At 46.2% G+C, this 26,998-nt stretch carries 16 protein-coding genes, 6 tRNA genes and 3 rRNA genes; 21 read left to right on the forward strand and 4 right to left on the reverse strand.

All coding sequences use genetic code 11. The features are described 5' to 3' along the window. Positions 1-34: 34 nt before the first annotated feature. A complete protein-coding gene (gene murI / locus ITG12_RS11775; protein ID WP_038882251.1) occupies positions 35-841 on the forward strand; it encodes a glutamate racemase in 807 nt (268 codons plus the stop codon). Here murI and ITG12_RS11780 read toward each other — a convergent pair. Next, on the reverse strand, positions 804-1,259 hold the full coding sequence (locus ITG12_RS11780) for an RNA-binding protein (RefSeq protein WP_038873069.1): 456 nt from the start codon (positions 1,257-1,259) through the stop codon (positions 804-806). The genes murI and ITG12_RS11780 overlap by 38 nt on opposite strands. A gap of 606 nt (positions 1,260-1,865) precedes the next feature. Between ITG12_RS11780 and ITG12_RS11785 the strand changes: the two genes are divergently transcribed. The 5 genes from ITG12_RS11785 (at position 1,866) to ITG12_RS11805 (ending at position 7,148) form a co-directional block, all read left to right on the forward strand. After that, positions 1,866-3,417: ribosomal RNA gene (locus ITG12_RS11785) — 16S ribosomal RNA — on the forward strand. Between the two features lie 306 nt (positions 3,418-3,723). Then, positions 3,724-6,613, forward strand: a 23S ribosomal RNA gene (locus tag ITG12_RS11790). Between the two features lie 164 nt (positions 6,614-6,777). Continuing rightward, positions 6,778-6,894 (forward strand): 5S ribosomal RNA (gene rrf / locus ITG12_RS11795). Together the 16S, 23S and 5S rRNA genes with 2 tRNA genes alongside form the textbook arrangement of a ribosomal RNA operon. A 32-nt stretch (positions 6,895-6,926) precedes the next feature. Continuing rightward, positions 6,927-7,003, forward strand: a tRNA-Asp gene (locus tag ITG12_RS11800). A gap of 68 nt (positions 7,004-7,071) precedes the next feature. Continuing rightward, positions 7,072-7,148 (forward strand) — tRNA-Trp (locus ITG12_RS11805). 590 nt (positions 7,149-7,738) lie between these two features. On the opposite strand, the gene pssA is transcribed toward ITG12_RS11805, so the two are convergent. Both pssA and ITG12_RS11815 read right to left on the reverse strand, forming a co-directional pair. After that, complete coding sequence (gene pssA / locus ITG12_RS11810; RefSeq protein ID WP_038873871.1) at positions 7,739-9,079, reverse strand: CDP-diacylglycerol--serine O-phosphatidyltransferase; 1,341 nt, start codon at positions 9,077-9,079, stop codon at positions 7,739-7,741. A 71-nt stretch (positions 9,080-9,150) separates the two neighbouring features. Continuing rightward, positions 9,151-9,582 carry a GNAT family N-acetyltransferase gene (locus tag ITG12_RS11815; RefSeq protein ID WP_038882464.1) on the reverse strand — a complete coding sequence of 144 codons (432 nt, stop codon included), beginning with the start codon at positions 9,580-9,582 and terminating at the stop codon, positions 9,151-9,153. A gap of 101 nt (positions 9,583-9,683) precedes the next feature. On the opposite strand from ITG12_RS11815, the gene murB reads away from it, so the two are divergent. Both murB and birA read left to right on the forward strand, forming a co-directional pair. Beyond that, positions 9,684-10,727 carry a UDP-N-acetylmuramate dehydrogenase gene (murB, locus tag ITG12_RS11820; protein ID WP_038882462.1) on the forward strand — a complete coding sequence of 348 codons (1,044 nt, stop codon included), beginning with the start codon at positions 9,684-9,686 and terminating at the stop codon, positions 10,725-10,727. Further along, positions 10,724-11,689 carry a bifunctional biotin--[acetyl-CoA-carboxylase] ligase/biotin operon repressor BirA gene (gene birA, locus ITG12_RS11825; RefSeq protein ID WP_038882461.1) on the forward strand — a complete coding sequence of 322 codons (966 nt, stop codon included), beginning with the start codon at positions 10,724-10,726 and terminating at the stop codon, positions 11,687-11,689. Before murB ends, birA begins: the two co-directional genes overlap by 4 nt. A 16-nt stretch (positions 11,690-11,705) precedes the next feature. On the opposite strand, the gene coaA is transcribed toward birA, so the two are convergent. Beyond that, positions 11,706-12,629, reverse strand: a complete 924-nt coding sequence (coaA, locus tag ITG12_RS11830; protein WP_038873865.1) for a type I pantothenate kinase — start codon at positions 12,627-12,629, stop codon at positions 11,706-11,708. A 206-nt stretch (positions 12,630-12,835) separates the two neighbouring features. On the opposite strand from coaA, the gene ITG12_RS11835 reads away from it, so the two are divergent. The 13 genes from ITG12_RS11835 to rpoC all read left to right on the forward strand — a co-directional run bounded on the left by ITG12_RS11835 (position 12,836) and on the right by rpoC (position 26,820). Continuing rightward, positions 12,836-12,911: transfer RNA gene (locus ITG12_RS11835), tRNA-Thr, on the forward strand. A gap of 52 nt (positions 12,912-12,963) precedes the next feature. Continuing rightward, a tRNA-Tyr gene (locus ITG12_RS11840) sits at positions 12,964-13,048 on the forward strand. A gap of 35 nt (positions 13,049-13,083) precedes the next feature. Next, positions 13,084-13,158: transfer RNA gene (locus ITG12_RS11845), tRNA-Gly, on the forward strand. Between the two features lie 13 nt (positions 13,159-13,171). Further along, a tRNA-Thr gene (locus ITG12_RS11850) sits at positions 13,172-13,247 on the forward strand. A gap of 101 nt (positions 13,248-13,348) precedes the next feature. Beyond that, on the forward strand, positions 13,349-14,533 hold the full coding sequence (gene tuf, locus ITG12_RS11855) for an elongation factor Tu (protein ID WP_042605518.1): 1,185 nt from the start codon (positions 13,349-13,351) through the stop codon (positions 14,531-14,533). A 266-nt stretch (positions 14,534-14,799) separates the two neighbouring features. Next, positions 14,800-15,180: a preprotein translocase subunit SecE gene (gene secE, locus ITG12_RS11860; protein WP_005440549.1), complete on the forward strand. Its 381-nt coding sequence runs from the start codon at positions 14,800-14,802 to the stop codon at positions 15,178-15,180. 13 nt (positions 15,181-15,193) lie between these two features. Next, positions 15,194-15,742, forward strand: coding sequence for a transcription termination/antitermination protein NusG (nusG, locus tag ITG12_RS11865; RefSeq protein ID WP_005440551.1), 549 nt, complete (start codon positions 15,194-15,196; stop codon positions 15,740-15,742). A 144-nt stretch (positions 15,743-15,886) separates the two neighbouring features. Further along, the gene (gene rplK / locus ITG12_RS11870) at positions 15,887-16,315 is read left to right on the forward strand and encodes a 50S ribosomal protein L11 (RefSeq protein WP_005440554.1); all 429 of its coding nucleotides are present in this window, start codon (positions 15,887-15,889) and stop codon (positions 16,313-16,315) included. A gap of 4 nt (positions 16,316-16,319) precedes the next feature. Then, entirely contained in the window at positions 16,320-17,021 is a 702-nt protein-coding gene (gene rplA, locus ITG12_RS11875) for a 50S ribosomal protein L1 (RefSeq protein WP_038873427.1), read from the forward strand. Positions 17,022-17,312: 291 nt separating this feature from the next. Further along, entirely contained in the window at positions 17,313-17,807 is a 495-nt protein-coding gene (rplJ, locus tag ITG12_RS11880; RefSeq protein ID WP_005440560.1) for a 50S ribosomal protein L10, read from the forward strand. A gap of 57 nt (positions 17,808-17,864) precedes the next feature. Beyond that, positions 17,865-18,233, forward strand: coding sequence for a 50S ribosomal protein L7/L12 (rplL, locus tag ITG12_RS11885; RefSeq protein WP_005440561.1), 369 nt, complete (start codon positions 17,865-17,867; stop codon positions 18,231-18,233). A 250-nt stretch (positions 18,234-18,483) separates the two neighbouring features. Beyond that, positions 18,484-22,512 carry a DNA-directed RNA polymerase subunit beta gene (gene rpoB / locus ITG12_RS11890; RefSeq protein ID WP_009705466.1) on the forward strand — a complete coding sequence of 1,343 codons (4,029 nt, stop codon included), beginning with the start codon at positions 18,484-18,486 and terminating at the stop codon, positions 22,510-22,512. A gap of 105 nt (positions 22,513-22,617) precedes the next feature. Beyond that, a complete protein-coding gene (gene rpoC, locus ITG12_RS11895; RefSeq protein ID WP_038873424.1) occupies positions 22,618-26,820 on the forward strand; it encodes a DNA-directed RNA polymerase subunit beta' in 4,203 nt (1,400 codons plus the stop codon). Positions 26,821-26,998 lie beyond the last annotated feature (178 nt).

The following is a 26,998-nucleotide window of genomic DNA, read 5'->3' on the forward strand; positions in this document are numbered from 1 at the left end:
TGATCGCCGAGTCTCTAATTTGCAGGTAAGACTCGTGCGAGCATCAAGTAAGAAAAAAGTCCTAGTGTTTGACTCCGGTGTTGGAGGGCTATCGGTCTTTCAAGAAATCCACCGACTTCTTCCACACATGGATTACTTGTATCTATTCGACAACGAAGCTTATCCATATGGCGAGCTCGATCAAGATGTACTGATCACTCGTGTCAATCAGCTAGTGGCGGCATTGGTGGAAGAGCATCAAGCCGATATCGTGGTTATTGCGTGCAATACGGCAAGTACCATTGTGCTGCCTTCCTTGCGCGCTAATCTATCCATTCCAGTGGTTGGAGTGGTCCCAGCAATAAAGCCTGCTTCTTTACTTGCCTCTCTAGGTGTCGGGCTCATTGCTACGCCAGCGACCGTCACTCGTCAGTATACTCATGAGCTGATTCGCGATTTTGCTCAAGGAAAACCTGTTGAATTGCTAGGTTCTACTCGCTTAGTGGATATGGCGGAAGAAAAGCTGCGCGGGGAAAGTATCTCTTTAGTAGAACTCGAAAGCATTCTTCTACCGCTACGCAATAAAGTGGATGTTGCAGTACTTGGCTGTACTCACTTTCCTTTGATTAAAGATGAAATCAATCAAGCGTTAGGTGGAGAAGTCACGCTAGTTGATTCTGGCGAAGCGATTGCTCGTCGAGTAAAAGCGTTACTCATGAGTGATATGAAGCAAGAGAGTAAAGAGGAAGGGAGCAAGAAAATTTATGCCAGTGCACCTCCTTGGCAAGAAGATGCACTGAATATCTGTCTGGCAGAACTAGGTTTTAATCCTGTTCAAGTTTACCGCCATCCGGATGTTTAGGGTCGTTAGCAATTCGAACTTTCAGAGTTCGCTCCATATATTCCTTTTCATTGAGTTTCGCGATAGCAGGTTTGGCATCAGCCGCGGCCATCACGACAAAACCAAACCCTCTTCTTTTACCGGTGCGTTTGTCTTTCATTAAGCGCACCGCATAAACCTGCCCATACTCCGCAAACAAATCACGAACGTGACTCTCATTTGCTTTATAAGGCAAGTTGCCGACATACAGCGTTTTGGTCGAAGGATCGGAATCAGAAGGTTGAATAACAGGTGTCTTGCTAGAAAGTGAAAACAGAAAAGCAGTAGCGACAACACCAATAACAAAGCTCAAGGCTGGTGGAACCGGTAATTGAGAGAAGATAACTCCCCCGATAACCGCTAACCCAGCACACAAGGTCAGATTTTTTTTAGACGTCATTTTGATTACTACATATAGATGATAAAGAAATTGTCTGTCTATTAACAAAGTAGACACATGGATCTTACGTATATGGTTGGTGTTTTTCCAACCAATTGCTGTGATATGTCTCAAATGTGACGAAGAAATATGCAGATATAACGCATTTGATGGATAAGTGAGCGCTTGAATTGTTTTTTTCAAAAAAGGGGTTGCGCTCATTTCTGAATTCCCTATACTGCGCATCCACCGACACGGAGTGAGACGAAAGTCACACGGCGAGTCGGGAAGAGAGAAAAAAGAATTTGAAAAAAATGCTTGACTCTCTCACGGTGTGAAGTAAGATACGCACCCCTAACGACGAGCAACTAAGTTGCTGAAAATGTTAGAAAAGCTCTTTAAAAATAAGAACCTATCAATCTGTGTGGGCACTCGTTGATGATAATCCAATTAGATACCTCGGTATCAAATTAGGTTTCAATGAACTGAGTGACCAATCAAGTCTTCGGACTTGGCACAGTCAATTCATTATCATTCTGTTGGAATGGTAATAGCTTTAAAATTACTTCTTACTTTCGAGTAAGGATGAGTTTTGAAGTCAGTATTCGTTGAGCCGAACAAAATCTTAAATTGAAGAGTTTGATCATGGCTCAGATTGAACGCTGGCGGCAGGCCTAACACATGCAAGTCGAGCGGAAACGACTTAACTGAACCTTCGGGGAACGTTAAGGGCGTCGAGCGGCGGACGGGTGAGTAATGCCTAGGAAATTGCCCTGATGTGGGGGATAACCATTGGAAACGATGGCTAATACCGCATGATGCCTACGAGCTAAAGAGGGGACCTTCAGGTCTCTCGCGTCAGGATATGCCTAGGTGGGATTAGCTAGTTGGTGAGGTAATGGCTCACCAAGGCGACGATCCCTAGCTGGTCTGAGAGGATGATCAGCCACACTGGAACTGAGACACGGTCGAGACTCCTACGGGAGGCAGCAGTGGGGAATATTGCACAATGGGCGCAAGCCTGATGCAGCCATGCCGCGTGTGTGAAGAAGGCCTTCGGGTTGTAAAGCACTTTCAGTCGTGAGGAAGGTGGTGTAGTTAATAGCTGCATTACTTGACGTTAGCGACAGAAGAAGCACCGGCTAACTCCGTGCCAGCAGCCGCGGTAATACGGAGGGTGCGAGCGTTAATCGGAATTACTGGGCGTAAAGCGCATGCAGGTGGTTTGTTAAGTCAGATGTGAAAGCCCGGGGCTCAACCTCGGAATAGCATTTGAAACTGGCAGACTAGAGTACTGTAGAGGGGGGTAGAATTTCAGGTGTAGCGGTGAAATGCGTAGAGATCTGAAGGAATACCGGTGGCGAAGGCGGCCCCCTGGACAGATACTGACACTCAGATGCGAAAGCGTGGGGAGCAAACAGGATTAGATACCCTGGTAGTCCACGCCGTAAACGATGTCTACTTGGAGGTTGTGGCCTTGAGCCGTGGCTTTCGGAGCTAACGCGTTAAGTAGACCGCCTGGGGAGTACGGTCGCAAGATTAAAACTCAAATGAATTGACGGGGGCCCGCACAAGCGGTGGAGCATGTGGTTTAATTCGATGCAACGCGAAGAACCTTACCTACTCTTGACATCCAGAGAACTTTTCAGAGATGAATTGGTGCCTTCGGGAACTCTGAGACAGGTGCTGCATGGCTGTCGTCAGCTCGTGTTGTGAAATGTTGGGTTAAGTCCCGCAACGAGCGCAACCCTTATCCTTGTTTGCCAGCGAGTAATGTCGGGAACTCCAGGGAGACTGCCGGTGATAAACCGGAGGAAGGTGGGGACGACGTCAAGTCATCATGGCCCTTACGAGTAGGGCTACACACGTGCTACAATGGCGCATACAGAGGGCAGCAAGCTAGCGATAGTGAGCGAATCCCAAAAAGTGCGTCGTAGTCCGGATTGGAGTCTGCAACTCGACTCCATGAAGTCGGAATCGCTAGTAATCGTGGATCAGAATGCCACGGTGAATACGTTCCCGGGCCTTGTACACACCGCCCGTCACACCATGGGAGTGGGCTGCAAAAGAAGTAGGTAGTTTAACCTTCGGGAGGACGCTTACCACTTTGTGGTTCATGACTGGGGTGAAGTCGTAACAAGGTAGCGCTAGGGGAACCTGGCGCTGGATCACCTCCTTATACGATGATTACTCACGATGAGTGTCCACACAGATTGATAGTTCACAAGCGTAAGCTTGTAGCTAACATAGCTCTTTAACAATTTGGAAAGCTGACAAAGTAATCTTTAAGATTACTTGTAAAGTTCTCAATGTTTGTCTTTATGACAAACACCAAAAAACACATTCAAGTGTTCTTGGGAATATCACTTTTAAAGTGATTATTCGAAATTGAGTCCGGCAAAATCGAAATGTCTCTCGCTCATTCAAATAATGAGAGACAACTTTGGTGATTTGATTATCAACTCGAAACTCCTTCGGGTTGTATGGTTAAGTGACTAAGCGTACACGGTGGATGCCTTGGCAGTCAGAGGCGATGAAGGACGTATTAACTTGCGATAAGCCCAGATTAGGTAGTAAAAACCACTTGAGTCTGGGATTTCCGAATGGGGAAACCCACTAGCATAAGCTAGTATCGCTGCGTGAATACATAGCGCAGCGAAGCGAACCGGGGAACTGAAACATCTAAGTACCCCGAGGAAAAGAAATCAACCGAGATTCCGAAAGTAGCGGCGAGCGAAATTGGACTAGCCCTTAAGCTTTATATGCGTTAGACGAACGGTCTGGAAAGTCCGGCAATAAAGGGTGATAGCCCCGTAGTTGACAACGCACATTCAGTGAAATCGAGTAGGGCGGGACACGTGATATCCTGTCTGAATATGGGGGGACCATCCTCCAAGGCTAAATACTACTGACTGACCGATAGTGAACCAGTACCGTGAGGGAAAGGCGAAAAGAACCCCTGTGAGGGGAGTGAAATAGAACCTGAAACCGTGTACGTACAAGCAGTAGGAGCACCTTCGTGGTGTGACTGCGTACCTTTGTATAATGGGTCAGCGACTTATATTCAGTGGCAAGGTTAACCATCTAGGGGAGCCGTAGCGAAAGCGAGTGTTAACTGCGCGACTTAGTCGCTGGATATAGACCCGAAACCAGGTGATCTAGCCATGGGCAGGTTGAAGATTGAGTAACATCAATTGGAGGATAGAACCGACTAATGTTGAAAAATTAGCGGATGACTTGTGGCTAGGGGTGAAAGGCCAATCAAACCTGGAGATAGCTGGTTCTCCCCGAAAGCTATTTAGGTAGCGCCTCGGACGAATACTACTGGGGGTAGAGCACTGTTAAGGCTAGGGGTCATCCCGACTTACCAACCCTTTGCAAACTCCGAATACCAGTAAGTACTATCCGGGAGACACACGGCGGGTGCTAACGTCCGTCGTGGAGAGGAAACAACCCAGACCGCCAGCTAAGATTCCAAATTATTACTAAGTGGGAAACGATGTGGGAAGGCTCAGACAGCCAGGATGTTGGCTTAGAAGCAGCCATCATTTAAAGAAAGCGTAATAGCTCACTGGTCGAGTCGGCCTGCGCGGAAGATGTAACGGGGCTAAGTAATAAACCGAAGCTGCGGCAATGAAGTTTTACTTCATTGGGTAGGGGAGCGTTCTGTAAGCCGTTGAAGGTGTGTTGTAAAGCATGCTGGAGGTATCAGAAGTGCGAATGCTGACATGAGTAACGATAAAGGGGGTGAAAAACCTCCTCGCCGGAAGACCAAGGGTTCCTGTCCAACGTTAATCGGGGCAGGGTAAGTCGACCCCTAAGGCGAGGCCGAAAGGCGTAGTCGATGGGAAACGGGTTAATATTCCCGTACTTCTTACAATTGCGATGGGGGGACGGAGAAGGCTAGGTGAGTACTGGCGACGGTTGTCCAGGTTCAAGTGCGTAGGCTGAAGAGTTAGGTAAATCCGGCTCTTCTTAAGGCTGAGACACGACGTCGAGCTACTACGGTAGTGAAGTCATTGATGCCATGCTTCCAGGAAAAGCCTCTAAGCTTCAGATTGTAAGGAATCGTACCCCAAACCGACACAGGTGGTCGGGTAGAGAATACCAAGGCGCTTGAGAGAACTCGGGTGAAGGAACTAGGCAAAATGGTACCGTAACTTCGGGAGAAGGTACGCTCTTGATGGTGAAGTCCCTTGCGGATGGAGCTGACGAGAGTCGCAGATACCAGGTGGCTGCAACTGTTTATTAAAAACACAGCACTGTGCAAAATCGTAAGATGACGTATACGGTGTGACGCCTGCCCGGTGCCGGAAGGTTAATTGATGGGGTTAGACTTCGGTCGAAGCTCTTGATCGAAGCCCCGGTAAACGGCGGCCGTAACTATAACGATCCTAAGGTAGCGAAATTCCTTGTCGGGTAAGTTCCGACCTGCACGAATGGCGTAATGATGGCCACGCTGTCTCCACCCGAGACTCAGTGAAATTGAAATCGCTGTGAAGATGCAGTGTACCCGCGGCTAGACGGAAAGACCCCGTGAACCTTTACTACAGCTTGGCACTGAACATTGACCCTACATGTGTAGGATAGGTGGGAGGCTTTGAAGCGCAGTCGCTAGATTGCGTGGAGCCGTCCTTGAAATACCACCCTTGTAGTGTTGATGTTCTAACGTCGACCCCTTATCGGGGTTGCGGACAGTGCCTGGTGGGTAGTTTGACTGGGGCGGTCTCCTCCCAAAGAGTAACGGAGGAGCACGAAGGTGGGCTAATCACGGTTGGACATCGTGAGGTTAGTGCAATGGCATAAGCCCGCTTGACTGCGAGAATGACAATTCGAGCAGGTGCGAAAGCAGGTCATAGTGATCCGGTGGTTCTGTATGGAAGAGTAATCGCTCAACGGATAAAAGGTACTCCGGGGATAACAGGCTGATACCGCCCAAGAGTTCATATCGACGGCGGTGTTTGGCACCTCGATGTCGGCTCATCACATCCTGGGGCTGAAGTCGATCCTAAGGGTATGGCTGTTCGCCATTTAAAGTGGTACGCGAGCTGGGTTTAGAACGTCGTGAGACAGTTCGGTCCCTATCTGCCGTGGGCGTTGGAAGATTGAAGGGGGCTGCTCCTAGTACGAGAGGGATAGGAGTGGACGAACCTCTGGTGTTCGGGTTGTGTCGCCAGACGCATTGCCCGGTAGCTAAGTTCGGAATCGATAACCGCTGAAAGCATCTAAGCGGGAAGCGAGCCCTGAGATGAGTCTTCCCTGATACTTTAAGTATCCTAAAGGGTTGTTCGAGACTAGAACGTTGATAGGCAGGGTGTGTAAGCGTTGTGAGGCGTTGAGCTAACCTGTACTAATTGCCCGTGAGGCTTAACCATACAACACCCAAGGGGTTTTGATGGACTCAATGCAAGAACGATTGAATGTGTATAAGTAGAATTTAAAAACAGCTTTCCGAATTATTCGATTTGCAAGCAAATCTCACCCTAAAGGGCCGCACTAAAGTGCGTTTGAATTTGCGAGCAAATTGATAAAGAATTTGCTTGGCGACCATAGCGATTTGGACCCACCTGACTTCCATTCCGAACTCAGAAGTGAAACGAATTAGCGCCGATGGTAGTGTGGGGTTTCCCCATGTGAGAGTAGGACATCGCCAGGCTTTAAATTTAGACTTAAATGTCTAACCAGTGCGGAGCGGTAGTTCAGTTGGTTAGAATACCGGCCTGTCACGCCGGGGGTCGCGGGTTCGAGTCCCGTCCGCTCCGCCACTTATTTCAAAGACCTCGCTTTTGCGAGGTTTTTTTGAATCTACAATGTGATAAACTGTAGTTTCTACAGGGGTGTAGCTCCAATTGGCAGAGCAGCGGATTCCAAATCCGCGTGTTGGGAGTTCGAATCTCTCCACCCCTGCCATATTTAAGGCTCTAGCAGAAATGCTGGAGCCTTTTTCGTTTCATCACTTCTAACAAGTGATATTAGGATAACTTGGCGTCCCTTGGTGCGCAGTCCGCTTGGCTGTATTTCCCATCGAATCTCCGGAGTGCCGGCCCAGTCCACCCCTGCCATATTTAAGGCTCTAGCAGAAATGCTGGAGCCTTTTTCGTTTTTATCACTTCTAACAAGTGATATTAGGATAACTTGGCGTCCCTTGGTGCGCAGTCCGCTTGGCTGCATTTCCCATCGAATCTCCGGAGTGCCGGCCCAGTCCACCTCTTTTTATGTACAAAGCTTCAGTCAAAGATTATGAAACTTGTTTGCTTTTAGTTTTTAGAAAAAGGTCCAATTCCACCGTATTAGTATCAGTTTGTCGGACGCGGGTGCGTTCGCTTACTTGATGTTCTATCCGACATTCAGGCTCGGTTCTTTCTTCTTCGGGAGGGATAAGTACCTGTTATCTGAATATTTGTCTATTTAGTTCGTTGGGCAGGGGTAGGCGAACCGTGATTTACAACCTACAAAAAAGCCCAGTACTTTCATACTGGGCTTTGACTCTTTATTAGTTTCTAAAGGATACGCTTAAGTACGCCGTCAGCTTTGATGCGAGTGATCTTACGAACAAGCTTCTGAACGCTTTCTGGGTAATCTTCTACCTTTTCTAACTGTCGGTAAGTACAGATAAGTTGAGTATGCTCGAGAATGTTTGCTACTTCTTGCTCAAACTTATCCGTCATCTTAGCGTAGTTATCTTGCACCAATAGTCCATTTTCTAAGTCTAGTGACCATGCGCGTGGGTTCAGGTTATTACCTGTCATGAGCATGTAGCGTTTATCTACCCAAATACCTTTTAGGTGGAAGCTATTGTTGTCGTGCTTCCATAAGTGGATAGAAAGCTTACGAGCTGCAATGTTCGCTTCGTTGGCTTTTGCAAAACGGCGAAGGTTCAATTCGTAAAGATATGGCAAACCACCAATAGTTTTAAATTCTTCTTCCGGAGCAATATAGAAGTCATTTGCTGTTTTATCTCCAACAACAATCGTTACTTTCACCCCGCGTTTCATTGCACGTTTTACTTCACGATGAATCGCTTTAGGAAAGTTGAAGTAAGGTGTACAGATGAAGATTTCATTTTGAGCGGCAGCGAGTAACTTAACGATTTTCATGTTGAGTTGATTACGTCGCTTACCCAAGCCAACAAGAGGAGTCACTTTTACCTCTTCTTCTGTTGCACTCTCTGGCGAAAACTCATAATCAGCACGAGCGAGAGAAGAACGCAGTTGACGAATTGCAGCTTTGATTTCTTTAGTTTCTGGTTTGTCCTTACCAGCAAGGTCGTTTACTGCTGGGTGAGCTATCATCTCACTCTGGATGAAACCGACCATGGAGTCAGCAAGTGCTTTATGTTGAATCACATGGTAACGGTCGAAACGATAACGACCATTGTATTGAAGATAGACGTTGTTTAAGCTAGCGCCGCTATAAATAACGGTATCGTCAACAATAAAACCTTTTAAATGCAGTACGCCGAAGACCTCTCTTCCTCGTACAGGAATGCCGTATACCGGAATCGAATGTTGGTATTTTTTAGCGAATGCTTTGTATAGCGCGGAATTGCCCTCTGATGACTCTGCACCAATGAGACCACGTTGAGCTCGGTGCCAATCTACACAGATATTGATGTCCAATCCAGGGTTGCGCTGTTTCGCCTCATAAAGCGCTGTGAAAATTTCACGTCCAGCTTCATCATCTTCCAGATATAGAGCGACTAGGTAAATTCGCGACGTTGCTTTGCTGATCGCATCAAGAAGACGAGTTCTGAAAGTTTCTGCTGCGTGCAGAACTTCAAAGTCTTCAGGCTTGACTGCGAGACTTGGCAACTGTTCGAATGGGTTCCTACTTACTATCATACCGGTGTGAGTACCTTAATTAAGTGCAATATTGCGAACCTGATATTTTACCAAAGATATGAATTCTCTGGCTACAAAACCACGTCGTTTAGAACGTCAGAAGTGGTGAATTGCATTGGAATGAGATCTTTACCACTGTCTACGTACCGCAAATAAGCCATTTTTAACGAGTTTGGCAATTCAGAGCTATCAATGGTTTCAAACCCATGCTGAGCGTAATAATTCTCTAAATGTTTAAAAGCGAAGCAATAATCACCACTGGTGAAAACTGTGTTTTCGCAATAAGTAAGCAGAGCACTGCCGACGCCAGTCCCACGAAATTCTGGCACGACTAGCATCCCTGTAAGCAATCGTGATTTTTCGATGGTTTTCATTCGTAATAGCGCAACAATGCCATTTTTGACGCTGGCGGTAATGATTAACTCATCCCGTTTGGCTCGGCCTGCCGGATAATGCGCTTTATACAACCTCTTAATGAGAGGAAGTTTGATCGGATTTAACACTTCTATGATTAATGAGTCTGGTATTGTCACTGCGGCTAAAAGATAACTAATGTAGAATGTCCATAGTTTAAGAGAATCTCATCTGGCGTTGCAAATCCACTATGGAAATTAAGAAACACGCGAGCCTTAAGGCTTTTCATACATTTGGTATCGAGCAAACTTGCGACTATTTGGCGATTGTTGAATCTGTAGAAGATGTCATACAGTTGTTCAAGAACGACACCTTTAAAAAATTACCAAAACTGTTTTTAGGTAAAGGGAGTAACATGCTCTTTACTCAGCATTATGAAGGGCTTGTGATTATCAACCGATTACTTGGTAAACAAGTGAGTGAAACGGATGAGTATTACAAGCTGCATATTGATGGTGGTGAAGACTGGCCCGCATTAGTGGAATGGTGTGTAAAACAAGATATTGGTGGCCTTGAAAACTTAGCTCTTATCCCTGGCTGTGCGGGTTCTGCACCGATTCAGAACATCGGAGCGTATGGAGTAGAGCTCAACAACATCTGTGATTATGTTGATGTTCTTGACCTAGAGACTTTTGAAACTACACGTATGAGTGCAGAAGAATGTCTGTTTGGTTATCGTGATTCGATATTCAAGCATTCTCTGTATGAGAAGTGTTTTATCACCGCGCTTGGCCTTAAACTGCCCAAAACGTGGCAACCCGTCAATCAATATGGCCCTCTACAGTCTATTCCTGAAAAAGAACTTAGCCCTAACGCAATATTTGAGCGAGTTTGCCAAGTGCGCATGGAGAAGTTACCTGATCCAACTAAAGTGGGTAATGCAGGGAGTTTCTTTAAAAACCCAGTGATCAGTCAAGATCATTATGATCAACTTATCCAGCAGCATGACACCATGGTCGCCTATCCTGCAAAAGGTGGGATGAAAGTGGCAGCCGGTTGGCTGATTGATCAGTGTGGGCTAAAAGGTACCTCGGTTAACGGTGCCCAAGTGAACCCATTACAAGCTTTAGTGCTTACCAATGTGGATAACTGTACCGCGGAAGATGTGGTGACTTTGGCTTCTCTTGTAAAGAAAACGGTTTGGGATAAGTATCAAATAGAGCTTGAGCATGAAGTGCGTTTTATGAATAGTCATGCTGAGACAACCCTTTCTGAGATAGAGGCTGCTCGATGAGAAAAGAACATAACGCAAAGCTCCATATCCTCAAAGCTTTAAGCGACAGCGATTTCCATTCAGGTGAAGCACTTGGGGAGAGCCTTGGCATCTCTCGAGCAGCAATCGCAAAGCACATTAAAGGGTTAAATGAGTGGGGTGTGGATATCTATCGTATCCAAGGCCGAGGTTATCAACTGGCGCACCCCCTACAACTATTAGACGGAGATACACTCAAAGCGAAACTTGATAGTCAAATCGAGCTGATCTCTGTTATCGATTCAACCAACCAGTATTTGCTGGAAAGAGTGAATGAGTCAGACAAAGGAAGAGTTTGTTTAGCGGAATACCAAGCTAAAGGCAGAGGACGTCGTGGCCGTCAGTGGATTTCACCTTTTGGGACAAATCTCTACTTGTCTATGTACTGGCGACTGGACGCAGGTATGGCTGCAGCAATGGGATTAAGCCTTGTTGTTGGTATTGCGGCAGTAGAAGCGCTCGAAAGTATGGGCGTTCAAGGTGTGAAGTTGAAGTGGCCCAATGACCTCTATTTCCAAGATAAAAAACTTGCAGGTATTTTAGTCGAAATGTCAGGCCAAGCCGGTGGTGCCGCTCATCTTGTTATCGGGATGGGGTTGAACATTGGGATGCCGGACATACAGCCTGAGATTGATCAGCCTTGGACAACGTTGAGTCAAGTCAGTGATGGTTTAACAATCGACCGCACCGTTCTGGCACTCAACCTTATTGAACACTGGAAGATCGCACTAGAAGAATATGAAATGACTGGTCTGGCGGGGTTTGTTGATCGTTGGAATCGTTTAGATAATTTTATAGACCGTCCGGTTAAGTTACTTATGGGGCCAAGAGAGATTCATGGCATTGTAAAAGGTATCGATCAACAAGGTGGGGTAGTACTAGAAACCAACAATGGTTTGGAGACCTACATTGGCGGCGAGATCTCCTTAAGAAAAACCGATTAACATTAACGAGTCAGCACTACTTTCTCAACGATACCTTATCAACCAAATGGCTTGGCCCTTTATGCAGTATTAAGTGGGCCCTTTCTCGAGTAGGAAGAATGTTCTGTTCCAAATTGAGCCCATTAATATCATGCCAAATCTGCTTAGCCTTGTTCCTAGCTTCTTCTACTGAGAGTTGGGTATAGTGGCTAAAATAGGATCCAGGTTTGGTGAATGCTCCTCGACGGAATTTCAAAAATCGTTCTACGTACCATTGCTCGACGGTCTCTGTTTCAGCATCAACGTAAATAGAGAAGTCTAGAAAATCCGACACAAACACTCGATGTGGATCGTGTGGGTAATCCATACCGCTTTGCAAAACATTTAAACCTTCAATGATCAATATATCTGGCTGCTCAACGGTTTTAAGCTCTTCGGTAATGTCGTAGGTAATGTGGGAATAGACTGGCACTGTAAGGTCAGGTTTACCTGCTTTCACATCGGAAACAAACTCAACTAAACGCTTTATGTCGTACGACTCGGGAAAGCCTTTGCGATGCATGATGCCCTTATCTTCCAGTTCTTTCTTTGGATATAAGAAACCGTCGGTTGTCACTAACGCGACTTTTGGATGATTCTCCCAGCGAGATAGAAGGGCCTTCAGCAGCCTCGCAGTCGTACTTTTCCCTACCGCAACGCTACCAGCAATACCGATGACAAATGGAGGAGCATGCTCTTCTGTATTGAGAAATTGCTGTAATACTGAGTTGCGACTCTGACGAGCTTGAACATATAAGTTCAATAGACGAGACAAAGGAAGGTAAATCTCTACCGCTTCCTCTACAGTGAGGTTTTCATTAATGCCTTGAAGCGCGGTTAAGTCGTCTTCAGAGAGTGTCATCGGGACAGAATTTCGTAGTTCTGCCCATTCAGCACGGTCAAATGACAAAAATGGACTCATGAGTCTCTTTGATCCTTGGTTTAATAGAGAGCAAGAACATACAACAAGCATCGTTTAAAGCAAACGACAAAGCTCGAAAGTTTGCTTTAAAAAGTGAGGTTTGTATGAATTTGCAGCAATTGAATCTAAAAAGCTAAATTTTACGATTTTTTTTAAAATACCTATTGCAACCTAGAAAATCATTCAATAGAATGCGCACCACTTATGCCGACTTAGCTCAGTAGGTAGAGCAACTGACTTGTAATCAGTAGGTCACCAGTTCGATTCCGGTAGTCGGCACCATTCTTTCCTGCTTCTTTAAGAAGCAATTGTAGTAAGAATGGCATGAAATTTTGGAGGGGTTCCCGAGTGGCCAAAGGGAGCAGACTGTAAATCTGCCGGCACTGCCTTCGATGGTTCGAATCCGTCCCCCTCCACCATATTCTTAAGGAAATAGCTCTCAGAGTTACGTGTTGCGGGCATCGTATAATGGCTATTACCTCAGCCTTCCAAGCTGATGATGCGGGTTCGATTCCCGCTGCCCGCTCCACTCTAATTTGAGTGCTGATATAGCTCAGGTGGTAGAGCGCATCCTTGGTAAGGATGAGGTCGGCAGTTCGAGTCTGCCTATCAGCACCAGCTCTCAAAGTTATTTCCTTTTGATATAAGATTTACCAATTATCTTTTTTGGTTGCGTGGTCAATTCGGGCCACCTAAATCCGTACCTAGAGGGACTACTCATGTCTAAAGAAAAATTTGAACGTACGAAACCGCACGTTAACGTTGGTACTATCGGCCACGTTGACCACGGTAAAACAACTCTAACTGCAGCTATCTGTACTACTCTTGCTAAAGTTTACGGCGGTGTAGCTAAAGACTTCGCATCTATCGATAACGCTCCAGAAGAGCGTGAGCGCGGTATCACAATCGCAACTTCTCACGTTGAGTACGATACTCCAACTCGTCACTACGCACACGTAGACTGTCCAGGACACGCGGATTATGTTAAAAACATGATCACTGGTGCTGCACAGATGGACGGTGGTATCCTAGTTGTTGCTGCGACAGATGGTCCAATGCCACAAACTCGTGAGCACATCCTACTAGGCCGTCAGGTTGGTATCCCTTACATCATCGTATTCATGAACAAATGTGACATGGTTGATGATGAAGAGCTTCTAGAGCTAGTAGAAATGGAAGTTCGTGAACTTCTATCTGAGTACGATTTCCCAGGTGATGACCTACCAGTTATCCAAGGTTCTGCACTAGGCGCACTAAACGGCGAAGAGCAGTGGGAAGCTAAGATTGTTGAACTAGCAGAAGCGCTAGATTCATACATTCCTGAGCCAGAGCGTGCAGTAGATATGCCATTCCTAATGCCTATCGAAGACGTATTCTCAATCCAAGGTCGTGGTACAGTAGTAACTGGCCGTATCGAACGTGGTATCCTAAACGTAGGTGACGAAGTTGCTATCGTAGGTATCAAAGACACTACTACTACTACATGTACTGGTGTTGAAATGTTCCGTAAGCTTCTAGACGAAGGTCGTGCTGGTGAGAACGTTGGTGCACTTCTACGTGGTACTAAGCGTGACGAAGTTGAACGTGGTCAAGTACTAGCTAAGCCTGGTTCAATCACTCCACACACTAAGTTCGAGTCAGAAGTATACGTACTTTCTAAAGACGAAGGCGGCCGTCATACTCCGTTCTTCAAAGGCTACCGTCCACAGTTCTACTTCCGTACAACTGACGTAACTGGTGATATCTCTCTACCAGAAGGCGTAGAAATGGTAATGCCTGGCGACAACATCCAAATGGTTGTTGAACTAATCGCTCCTATCGCAATGGACGAAGGTCTACGTTTCGCTATCCGTGAAGGTGGCCGTACTGTAGGTGCTGGTGTTGTTGCTAAGATTTTCGCATAATTCTTAACGAATTAACGAATGTCTTCGGAAAATCTTGAATTAGATTTGACGAACCAGTATCAAAAAGGGCATCATTTGATGCCCTTTTTCTGCGCTCAACATTATTTTAGCTGTTTTCTTGTTCAGGATTTGGTTGAGAGTAGAGCAAGATTAGGCGGAGAGGCTTAATCTTAAGAGAGTAGCGCTGATTTTTTCAGCGATATGGAGTTTGCCCTGCAACAGCGGGGTTATTGTCGTCTATATTAAGACTTGTGACAGGTTGGTTTATGAAAGCAAATAATGCTGAAACTCCTGATAGCTCAAACGCAGCAGATACGTTTAAGTGGATTGCCGCTTTCGTATTAGCAGCGGCCGCTGTTGTGGGTAATTACCTGTATGGTGAGATGTCTGTAGTTGTTCGTGCTGCAGGCGTTGTTGTTCTTATTGCAGCTGCCCTAGGCGTTGCAGCGACAACGACTAAAGGTAAAGCAGCGATCAGTTTTGCAAAAGAATCTCGTATGGAAGTTCGTAAGGTTGTTTGGCCTACACGCCAAGAAACCATGCAAACAACACTGATTGTTTTAGCTGTAAGTATTGTAATGGCTCTAGTGCTATGGGGAATTGACGGCATCATGGTTCGTTTAGTTGCTCTAGCAACTGGGGTATAGAGGGTAGTGATTCATGAGTGAAGCTCCAAAAAAACGCTGGTATGTAGTTCAAGCCTTCTCTGGATTTGAAGGTCGTGTAGCTCAATCTCTACGTGAGCATATCAAAATGCACGCTATGGAAGAGCTATTCGGTGAAGTACTAGTTCCTACTGAAGAAGTAGTGGAAATGCGCGCGGGTCAGCGTCGTAAATCTGAACGTAAGTTTTTCCCAGGCTACGTCCTTGTTCAGATGATTATGAACGATGAATCATGGCACCTAGTACGCAGTGTGCCGCGTGTCATGGGCTTCATTGGTGGTACCTCAGACCGTCCAGCACCTATCACAGATAAAGAAGCTGACGCGATTCTTAACCGTCTTGAGAAAGCGAGTGAGTCTCCTCGTCCTCGTACAATGTACGAAGCGGGTGAAGTGGTACGTGTTAACGAAGGTCCATTTGCTGACTTCAATGGTACTGTTGAAGAAGTAGATTACGAGAAGAGCCGTCTGAAAGTGTCTGTATCGATCTTTGGTCGTGCAACACCAGTTGAGCTTGAATTTGGTCAAGTTGAAAAACTTGATTAAAAAAACACCTTTTTAAGGGTTGTCTAAGGCGCGAATTATGACTATAATTTCGCGCCTTTTTACTTCTCATGAAGTAAAGAGTTTTTACGTAAACGGGGAGCTGGTCAGCAGACTAGCGTTAGAACCCAAACTTTAGGAAATATCATGGCTAAGAAAGTTGAAGCTTACATCAAGCTACAAGTTGCTGCTGGCGCTGCGAACCCAAGTCCACCAGTTGGTCCTGCTCTAGGTCAACACGGTGTGAACATCATGGAATTCTGTAAAGCGTTCAACGCAAAAACAGAATCTATTGAGAAAGGTCTACCAACTCCAGTAGTTATCACAGTATACAGCGACCGTTCTTTCACGTTCGTAACTAAGACTCCACCTGCTGCTGTTCTTCTTAAGAAAGCTGCTGGCGTTAAGTCTGGTTCTGGTCGTCCAAACACTGAAAAAGTGGGCACTGTAACTGACGCTCAAATCCAAGAAATCGCAGAAACTAAAGCTGCTGATATGACTGGTGCTGACATCGAAGCGATGAAGCGTTCTATCGCTGGTACTGCTCGTTCAATGGGCCTAGTGGTAGAGGGTTAATAAGATGGCAAAACTAACTAAGCGCATGCGCGTAATCCGCGAAAAAGTTGACGTAACTAAAGAATACGAAATCAACGAAGCTGTTGCTCTTCTTCAAGAACTAGCTACTGCTAAATTCGTTGAGTCTGTAGACGTTGCTGTTAACCTAGGCATCGATGCTCGTAAATCTGACCAGAACGTACGTGGTGCAACTGTACTACCTCACGGTACTGGCCGCGACATCCGCGTAGCAGTGTTCACTCAAGGTGCAAACGCTGAAGCAGCTAAAGAAGCTGGCGCAGACATCGTAGGTATGGAAGATCTAGCTGAGCTAGTGAAGAAAGGCGAAATGAACTTTGACGTAGTTGTTGCTTCTCCAGATGCAATGCGCGTTGTAGGTCAACTAGGTACTATCCTAGGTCCTCGCGGTCTTATGCCAAACCCTAAAGTTGGTACTGTAACTCCTAACGTTGCTGAAGCAGTTAAAAACGCTAAAGCTGGTCAGGTTCGTTACCGTAACGACAAAAACGGCATCATCCACACTACTATCGGTAAAGCAAACTTCTCTGCTGAGCAGATCAAAGAGAACCTAGAGTCACTTCTAGTTGCTCTGAAGAAAGCTAAGCCATCTTCAGCGAAAGGTACTTTCCTGAAGAAAGTAAGCATCTCTACTACGATGGGTGCTGGTGTTGCAGTTGATCAGGCTAGCCTGAACACTCAAGCATAATTTATTTGCTTAGGCGCAAAATTTGTGTATAATTTTGCGCCTAATATTTGTGGTTGGGGCTGAACTTTGGTTCTTTGAACTGTCTCCTAGTTCGAAATGAATTAAGACCCAGTCTCCGTCCAAGACCGTAGGTGTTTGTGTCAAAACAAGCTTAATTATCCTACGTAGATGGTGCCCGAACTGACAGAAAGCTCTATGTAAATAGTTAACTTTCTTCTGGGAAGCACCTAAATAGCTCTCACTGTCGTGATGATAGTGAGTGGTGTAACGACAACCAGGAGTAAATCCAAGATGGCTTTAAACCTTCAAGACAAAAAAGCAATTGTTGCTGAAGTCAACGAAGCTGCCAGTGGTGCACTTTCTGCAGTTGTAGCTGATTCTCGTGGCGTTCAAGTTGGCGCGATGACTTCTCTACGTAAACAAGCTCGCGAAGCTGGCGTTTACATGAGAGTTGTTCGTAACACTCTTGCTCGTCGTGCGGTAGAAGGTACTGAGTACGAGTGTCTAACTGACACTTTCACTGGTCCTACGCTAATCGCATTCTCTAATGAGCACCCAGGTGCTGCAGCGCGTCTTTTCAAAGACTTCGCTAAAGAGAACAAAGACTTCGAGATCAAAGCTGCTGCATTTGAAGGCGCTTTAACTGACGCTGAAGTACTAGCAACACTACCAACTTACGACGAAGCAATCGCACGCCTAATGATGTGCATGAAAGAAGCTTCTGCTGGCAAGCTGGTACGTACTATCGCTGCTATCCGCGATCAAAAAGAAGAAGCAGCGGCTTAAGCCTTGCTTTTTACTGGTTGCAAAATAAACTTATTGTTGACTTAAAAGAGAATTGTTATGTCTATTACTAACGAGCAAATCCTAGACGCAGTTGCAGAAATGTCTGTAATGCAAGTTGTTGAACTAATCGAAGCTATGGAAGAAAAATTCGGTGTAACTGCTGCTGCTGCAGTAGTTGCAGGTGGCGCAGCAGGCGGCGAAGCTGCAGCTGAGCAAACTGAATTTGACGTAATCCTAACTGCAGCTGGCGGCAACAAAGTTGCTGTTATCAAAGCAGTACGTGGCGCAACTGGCCTAGGTCTTAAAGAAGCTAAAGCTCTTGTAGACGGCGCTCCAGCACCTCTAAAAGAAGGCGTTGAGAAAGCTGAAGCTGAAGCTCTTAAAGCTCAGCTAGAAGAAGCAGGCGCTTCTGTTGAAGTTAAGTAATTATTACTTAATTTCATAGCCTAACGGCTAATGGCTGGTGGTTTTTTAACCACCGGCCTTTTTGCGCTGTAGGGCATGAGCGAATTTTCCCGCTGTTTAAGCGTCTCATGTCTATGCAAAAAACATTTCATTCCTACGCAATGAAATGTCACTACAGTAAACAGCTATTTAGTCACTGTCCCTTACCCCCCTTAAGTAACTAGGTGCGGGCGGACGGTTTGGGTCACTTATCAGCGAGCTGAGGAACCCCATGGTTTACTCTTATACCGAGAAAAAGCGCATCCGTAAGGACTTTGGTACTCGTCCACAAGTTTTGGACATTCCATACCTGCTATCGATCCAGCTCGATTCGTTCGACAAATTCATCGAACAGGATCCTGAAGGTCAATACGGTCTTGAAGCTGCTTTCCGTTCTGTATTTCCAATTCAGAGCTACAACGGCAATTCTGAGCTGCAATACGTTAGCTACCGTCTTGGTGAGCCAGTTTTTGACGTTAAAGAATGTCAAATCCGCGGTGTAACTTACTCAAAGCCACTACGCGTAAAACTACGTCTAGTAATCTTTGATAAAGACGCACCAGCAGGTACTGTAAAAGACATTAAAGAACAAGAAGTCTACATGGGCGAAATTCCGCTTATGACAGACAATGGTACCTTCGTAATTAACGGTACCGAGAGGGTTATCGTATCCCAGCTGCACCGAAGCCCAGGCGTGTTCTTCGACAGCGATAAGGGTAAGACCCACTCTTCAGGTAAAGTTCTATATAACGCACGTGTAATTCCTTACCGTGGCTCATGGTTAGACTTTGAGTTCGATCCTAAGGATAACTTATACGTACGTATTGACCGTCGTCGTAAGCTACCAGCTTCGATCATCCTTCGTGCACTTGGTAAAACGTCAGAAGAAATCCTAGATATCTTCTTCGAAAAAGTGAACTTCGAAGTGAAAGACCAAACTCTACTAATGGAGTTGGTTCCTGATCGTCTACGTGGTGAAACTGCGTCGTTCGACATCGAAGCGAACGGTAAAACTTACGTTGAGCAAGGTCGTCGCGTAACAGCTCGTCATATCCGCCAACTAGAAAAAGATGGCGTTGATCACATCGAAGTACCAGTTGAGTACATCGTTGGTAAAGTTGCATCGAAAGATTACATCAACGAAGCAACAGGCGAGATCATTGTTAACGCTAACCAGGAAATTAGCCTGGAAGCACTAGCGAACCTATCTCAGGCTGGCCACAAATCACTAGAAACGTTGTTCACCAACGATCTAGACCACGGTCCATTCATGTCAGAAACACTACGTATCGACAGCACTGTTGATCGTATTTCTGCACTGGTAGAAATCTACCGCATGATGCGCCCTGGTGAGCCACCAACAAAAGAAGCTGCAGAAGCACTATTCGAAAGCCTATTCTTCTCTGAAGAGCGTTACGATCTATCGACTGTTGGTCGTATGAAGTTCAACAGCTCTATCGGCCGTGAAGATGCTCAAGAGCAAGGCACACTTGACGAGCTAGACATCGTTGAAGTGATGAAGAAGCTTATCGCGATCCGTAACGGTAAAGGTGAAGTGGACGATATCGACCACCTTGGCAACCGTCGTATCCGTTCTGTAGGCGAGATGGCTGAGAACCAGTTCCGTGTAGGTCTAGTACGTGTTGAGCGTGCAGTTAAAGAGCGTCTAAGCCTAGGCGATCTTGACGCAATCATGCCTCAAGACCTGATCAACGCGAAACCAATCTCTGCAGCTGTTAAAGAATTCTTTGGCTCTTCACAGCTTTCACAGTTCATGGACCAAAACAACCCGCTATCAGAAGTAACGCACAAGCGTCGTATTTCTGCATTGGGTCCTGGCGGTCTAACTCGTGAGCGTGCTGGCTTCGAAGTACGTGACGTACACGTAACTCACTACGGTCGTCTATGTCCTATCGAAACGCCGGAAGGTCCAAACATCGGTCTGATCAACTCTCTATCTGCGTTTGCGCGTTGTAACGAGTACGGTTTCCTAGAGACGCCATACCGTCGCGTTGTAGATGGTGTTGTAACAGACGAAGTAGATTACCTATCTGCAATCGAAGAAGGCCAATTCGTTATCGCACAGGCTAACGCTGCGTTAACTGAAGAAGGCGGTTTTGCAGATGAGCTGATCACAGCTCGTCAAAAAGGTGAATCTGGTCTACACCCTCGTGAGCACGCTCAGTACATGGACGTTGCGACAAACCAGGTTGTATCTATCGCTGCCTCGCTTATCCCGTTCCTAGAACACGATGATGCGAACCGTGCATTGATGGGTGCGAACATGCAACGTCAGGCAGTTCCAACACTGAAAGCTGACAAACCGCTTGTTGGTACTGGTATTGAACGTAACGTAGCAGTTGACTCAGGTGTAACTGCAGTTGCTAAACGTGGTGGTGTAATCCAGTCAGTAGATGCTTCTCGTATCGTTGTTAAAGTGAACGAAGAAGAGCTAGTACCAGGCGAAGCTGGTATCGACATCTACAACCTGACTAAATACACACGTTCTAACCAGAACACATGTATTAACCAGCGCCCATGTGTGATGCCAGGTGAACCTGTATCACGCGGTGACGTTCTTGCTGATGGTCCTTCAACAGACCTTGGTGAACTAGCGCTTGGTCAAAACATGCGTATCGCGTTCATGCCTTGGAACGGTTACAACTTCGAAGACTCGATCTTAGTATCTGAGCGCGTAGTTCAAGAAGACCGTTTCACGACTATCCACATCCAAGAACTTACTTGTGTGGCGCGTGATACTAAGCTTGGTTCTGAAGAGATCACAGCTGATATTCCAAACGTAGGTGAATCTGCTCTGTCTAAACTAGACGAGTCAGGTATCGTTTACATCGGTGCTGAAGTTAAGGGTGGCGACATCCTAGTTGGTAAAGTAACACCTAAAGGTGAAACTCAGCTAACGCCTGAAGAGAAGCTACTACGTGCAATCTTCGGTGAAAAAGCATCTGACGTTAAAGATACTTCACTACGTGTACCTAACTCTGTATCAGGTACGATTATCGACGTTCAAGTCTTCACTCGCGATGGCGTAGAGAAAGACAAGCGTGCGCTTGAAATCGAACAAATGCAGCTTAAAGAAGCGAAGAAAGACCTAACTGAAGAATTCCAGATTCTTGAGGGTGGCCTTCTAAACCGCGTTAAAGCTGTACTGATCGATGGTGGTTACTCTGAAGCGAAACTAGACACAACTGATCGTAAGAAGTGGCTAGAACTAACGCTAGAAGACGATGCACTACAATCACAGCTTGAGCAACTTGCTGAGCAGTGGGACGAGCTAAAAGCTGACTTCGATAAGAAATTCGAAACTAAGCGTCGCAAGATCACTCAAGGTGATGATCTAGCACCTGGCGTACTGAAGATCGTTAAGGTTTACCTAGCGGTTAAACGTCGTATCCAGCCTGGTGATAAGATGGCGGGTCGTCACGGTAACAAGGGTGTAATCTCTAAGATCAACCCTGTTGAAGACATGCCATACGATGAGAAAGGTCAGCCTGTAGACATCGTACTTAACCCACTGGGTGTACCTTCGCGTATGAACATCGGTCAGATCCTAGAAGTACACTTAGGTCTGGCAGCGAAAGGTATCGGTGACAAGATCAACCAGATGGTTAAAGAGCAGCAAGAACTAGCGAAATTCCGCGAGTTCCTACAAAAAGTTTACGACCTAGGCGAAACTCGCCAGAAAGTAGACATTGCTTCTCTATCTGATGACGAAGTTCGTACTCTGATCAAGAACCTACGTGGCGGTCTACCAATCGCGACTCCAGTATTTGACGGTGCACCAGAAGCGTCTATTAAAGCGCTACTGAAACTAGCAGACCTACCAGAATCTGGTCAGCTAAAACTGTTTGATGGTCGCACGGGTGACCAGTTTGAGCGTCCTGTAACGGTAGGTTACATGTACATGCTGAAACTGAACCACCTTGTTGATGACAAGATGCACGCTCGTTCAACTGGTTCGTACAGCCTAGTAACTCAGCAACCACTTGGTGGTAAAGCTCAGTTCGGTGGTCAGCGTTTCGGTGAGATGGAAGTATGGGCACTAGAAGCATACGGTGCTGCTTACACTCTACAAGAAATGCTAACGGTTAAGTCGGATGACGTTAACGGCCGTACTAAGATGTACAAAAACATCGTAGACGGTAACCACAGCATGGAACCTGGTATGCCAGAATCGTTCAACGTACTGTTGAAAGAGATTCGCTCGCTAGGTATCAACATCGAGCTAGAAGACGAAGAGTAATCTCTTTTCTCTTGACCAAGGTTGAGAGAACCAAAAAGCGATTATTTGGTAGAAGGTGCTCACTTTAGCGAGTGAGCTCCTTTTAACTCCTTACAGGAGCTGATTGTGAAAGACTTATTAAACTTTCTAAAAGCACAGCATAAGACCGAAGAATTTGATGCTATCAAAATCGGTCTATCTTCTCCGGACATGATCCGTTCATGGTCTTTCGGTGAAGTTAAAAAACCTGAAACGATCAACTATCGTACGTTCAAACCTGAACGCGATGGTCTGTTCTGTGCGCGTATCTTTGGTCCAGTTAAAGACTACGAATGTCTTTGTGGTAAGTACAAGCGCCTGAAGCACCGTGGTGTTATCTGTGAGAAGTGTGGTGTAGAAGTTACACAAACTAAAGTTCGTCGTGACCGTATGGGCCACATCGAACTAGCATCACCAGTAGCTCACATCTGGTTCCTAAAATCGCTACCGTCTCGTATCGGTCTACTAATGGATATCCCACTACGTGATATCGAGCGTGTTCTTTACTTCGAAATGTACGTAGTAACTGAACCAGGTATGACTGATCTAGAAAAATCTCAGATGCTTACTGAAGAAGAGTATCTGGATCGTCTAGAAGAGTGGGGCGACGAGTTCACTGCTAAGATGGGTGCAGAAGCTATCAAGGACCTACTAGGTTCTATGGATATGCACGCTGAAGCTGAACAAATGCGCGAAGAGCTAGAAACAACTAACTCTGAAACTAAGCGTAAGAAAGTCACTAAGCGTCTGAAACTGGTAGAAGCGTTTATTCAATCTGGCAACAACCCAGAGTGGATGATTCTGACTGTACTTCCAGTTCTTCCGCCAGATCTACGTCCTCTAGTACCACTAGATGGCGGTCGTTTTGCGACTTCAGATCTGAACGACCTATACCGTCGTGTGATCAACCGTAACAACCGTTTGAAGCGTCTTCTAGAGCTAGCTGCTCCGGACATCATCGTACGTAACGAAAAACGTATGCTGCAAGAGTCTGTTGATGCGCTACTAGATAACGGTCGTCGTGGTCGTGCGATCACAGGTTCTAACAAGCGTCCTCTGAAATCTCTTGCTGATATGATCAAGGGTAAGCAAGGTCGTTTCCGTCAGAACCTTCTAGGTAAACGTGTAGACTACTCTGGCCGTTCTGTAATCACAGTAGGTCCATACCTTCGTCTACACCAGTGTGGTCTTCCTAAGAAGATGGCACTTGAGCTATTCAAACCATTCATCTACAGCAAGCTAGAGACTCGTGGTCTTGCGACTACAATCAAAGCTGCTAAGAAAATGGTAGAGCGTGAAGAAGCTGTCGTTTGGGATATCCTAGACGAAGTAATCCGTGAACATCCAGTACTGTTGAACCGTGCACCTACACTTCACCGTCTAGGTATCCAGGCGTTCGAACCAGTACTAATCGAAGGTAAAGCGATTCAGCTACACCCACTAGTGTGTGCGGCATACAACGCGGACTTCGATGGTGACCAAATGGCGGTACACGTGCCTCTAACTCTAGAAGCACAGCTTGAAGCTCGTACTCTGATGATGTCGACAAACAACATTCTGTCGCCAGCGTCAGGTGATCCGATCATCGTACCTTCTCAGGACGTTGTATTGGGTCTTTACTACATGACTCGTGACAAGATCAACGTGAAAGGTGAAGGCATGTACCTTTCTGGCCCTGCAGAGGCTGAGAAAGCATACCGCACTAAGACCGCTGAGCTACACGCACGCGTTAAAGTACGTATTACAGAAACAGTTGTAGACGAAGATGGCAACAGCACTACTGAGACTAAGATGGTTGATACAACTATCGGTCGTGCAATGCTATGGCAAATCGTGCCATCGGGCCTACCGTACAGCATCGTTAACCAAAAGCTAGGTAAGAAACAGATCTCTAACCTACTTAACGAGGCATACCGTAAGCTTGGTCTTAAAGATACAGTAATCTTCGCTGACCAAATCATGTACACCGGTTTCGCATACGCGGCACTATCTGGTGTATCTGTTGGTATCGACGACATGGTTGTACCGCCAGCTAAGTACACTGAAATCGCAGAAGCGGAAGAAGAAGTACGTGAAATCCAGGAACAGTACCAATCTGGTCTTGTTACTGCGGGCGAGCGCTACAACAAAGTGATCGATATCTGGGCATCGACCAACGATCGCGTAGCAAAAGCGATGATGGCAAACCTTTCATCTGAAACGGTAGTTAACCGTGACGGTGAAGAAGAGCAACAAGAATCGTTTAACAGCATCTACATGATGGCTGACTCGGGCGCTCGTGGTTCAGCTGCACAGATTCGTCAGCTAGCGGGTATGCGTGGTCTGATGGCGCGTCCAGATGGTTCAATCATCGAAACGCCGATCACTGCGAACTTTAAAGAAGGTCTAAACGTACTTCAGTACTTTATCTCAACGCACGGTGCTCGTAAGGGTCTTGCGGATACGGCACTGAAAACAGCGAACTCGGGTTACCTAACTCGTCGTCTAGTAGACGTTGCTCAAGACGTTGTTGTAACTGAACATGACTGTGGCACTCACGAGGGTGTTGACATGATGCCTCACATCGAGGGTGGTGATGTTAAAGTTGCACTAACTGAGCTAGCGCTAGGTCGTGTAGTAGCTGAAGACGTTCTTAAGCCAGGTACAGAAGATGTTCTGATCCCACGTAACACTCTAATTGATGAGAAGTGGTGTCAGATCATGGAAGAGAACTCTGTAGACAGCATGCGCGTACGCTCTGTTGTTACATGTGACTCTGACTTCGGTTGTTGTGCACAGTGTTACGGTCGTGACCTAGCACGTGGTCACCTAGTGAACCAAGGTGAAGCAGTAGGCGTTATCGCTGCTCAGTCTATCGGTGAACCGGGTACACAGCTTACGATGCGTACGTTCCACATCGGTGGTGCGGCATCTACTGCAGCAGCAGAGAACAGCATCCAAGCGAAGACAACTGGTACAGTTAAACTGCACAACGCTAAGTTCGTAATCAACAAAGATAAGAAGCTAGTAATCACGTCTCGTGCATCTGAGCTAACTATCATTGATGAATTTGGCCGTACTAAAGAGAAGCACAAACTTCCTTACGGTTCGATGCTAAGCAAAGGCGACAACGATGCAGTAACAGCTGGTGACGTTGTTGCTAACTGGGAAGCGCACACCATGCCAATCATCACTGAAGTGGCAGGTCGCATCCAGTTCGTAGACATGATCGACGGTGTTACAGTTTCTCGTCAGACAGATGACTTAACAGGTCTATCTTCAAGCGAAGTAACTGATCCAGCAGCTCGCCCAGCAGCAGGTAAAGATATGCGTCCAGCTATCAAACTTGTTGATGAGCAAGGTAACGACGTAATGATCCCTGGTACTGAAATGCCAGCTCACTACTTCCTACCTGGTAAAGCGATTGTAAACATCGAAGACGGCGCAGAAGTAGGTGTGGGTGATACACTTTCACGTATCCCTCAGAAATCTGGCGGTAACAAAGATATCACCGGTGGTCTACCACGCGTAGCTGACCTATTCGAAGCTCGTAAGCCTAAAGAGCCTGCGATTCTTGCTGAGCACACAGGTACTGTGAGCTTCGGTAAGGAGACGAAAGGTAAACGTCGTCTAGTAATCACTCGTGACGGCGGTGACGCTTACGAAGAGATGATTCCTAAGCATCGTCAGTTGAACGTATTTGAAGGTGAGCGTGTTGAACGTGGTGACGTGATCGCAGATGGTCCAGAGTCTCCACATGACATTCTACGTCTACGTGGCGTACACGCGGTAACTCAGTACATCGCTAACGAAGTACAAGAAGTTTATCGTCTACAAGGCGTTAAGATTAACGATAAGCACATCGAGACTATCGTTCGTCAAATGCTACGTAAGTGTACAATTACTCACGCAGGTGACTCTGAGTTCCTACCTGGCGAGCAAGTTGAATACTCACAAGTTAAGATTTCTAACCGTAACCTAGAAGCTGAAGGCAAAGAGCCAGCACGTTTCGAGCGTGAGCTACTAGGTATCACTAAGGCATCTCTAGCGACTGAGTCATTCATCTCTGCGGCATCGTTCCAGGAGACAACTCGCGTACTAACAGAAGCTGCGGTTTCTGGTAAGCGTGATGACCTACGTGGTCTGAAAGAGAACGTAATTGTTGGTCGTCTGATCCCAGCTGGTACTGGTTTCGCATACCACCAAGATCGTCAAGCTAAACGTGCTGAAGCGCAAGAAGGTCCATCTGCTGAACAAGCAACAGATAACCTAGCGGCACTTCTAAACGCTGGCTTCTCTTCTGACGAGTAATCGTTAAGAGCTTAAAAGAAAAGGCACCTTCGGGTGCCTTTTTTGTTTGAAGTCAAATAGAACGCTTACGCTCCGAGAGCGCTTCGCCTTAGGAATCGAGAGGTGTTGTTGGAGGGCTAGTGCAAGAAGTTTGGCTTCGAAAGGTGTTGACAGAACTTGTCCCTTAGAAAGACAAAAT

This window comes from Vibrio sp. ED002 (assembly GCF_023277445.1).
GTDB classification, from domain to species: Bacteria; Pseudomonadota; Gammaproteobacteria; order Enterobacterales; family Vibrionaceae; genus Vibrio; species Vibrio jasicida.